The 533-nt window shown below is 67.2% G+C and carries 1 pseudogene; it reads left to right on the top strand.

The features are described 5' to 3' along the window. Positions 1–198: 198 nt before the first annotated feature. Positions 199–516 (top strand): annotated as a pseudogene (locus MKL01_RS24530) (transposase); the annotation flags it as partial. Between the last annotated feature and the right edge of the window lie 17 nt (positions 517–533).

Consider the following 533-nt stretch of genomic DNA (forward strand, 5'->3'; position numbering starts at 1 on the left):
ATCTCACCCGAGGCTCCGCTCGGGCAAAGCGCGACCAGCCCTACGCCGGCTGAGACGACAGCCAGCATGAGCAGCATGATCAAGGCTTCCCGAAGCTCTGCCGCATGTCCCTCAGAGTACGTCCGAGAAGTCAGGTTGATCGGGCGAGGCGCCTGACGAGGATCATGACGGCTGCGGCGCAGAGGCAGGGTCGGGCGGAGGCGGGGGGCCGTTCGGGGCCTGCGTCCGTCGGGCCGGACCTTCCCGTTCCTTACCAAGGCCTTCGCCGACGCCGGCTATGCCGGCGACAAGCCAGCGAGCGCGACGATCATCGCCGTCGAGATCGTGCGCAAGCCGCCGGATCAGGTCGGCTTTGCCGTGCATCCACGCCGGTGGGTCGTTGAGAGGTTCTTCGCCTGGATCAGCCGCAACCGACGCCTCTGGAAGGATCCGGAAGCGACCCCCGCCTCCGCCAGAGCCTTCCTCTACGCCGCAGCCGTCATGATCCTCGTCAGGCGCCTCGCCCGATCAACCTGACTTCTCGGACGGACTCT

Origin of the sequence: Methylobacterium sp. J-070, assembly GCF_022829385.1 — a bacterium.
Taxonomy (GTDB): Bacteria; Pseudomonadota; Alphaproteobacteria; order Rhizobiales; family Beijerinckiaceae; genus Methylobacterium.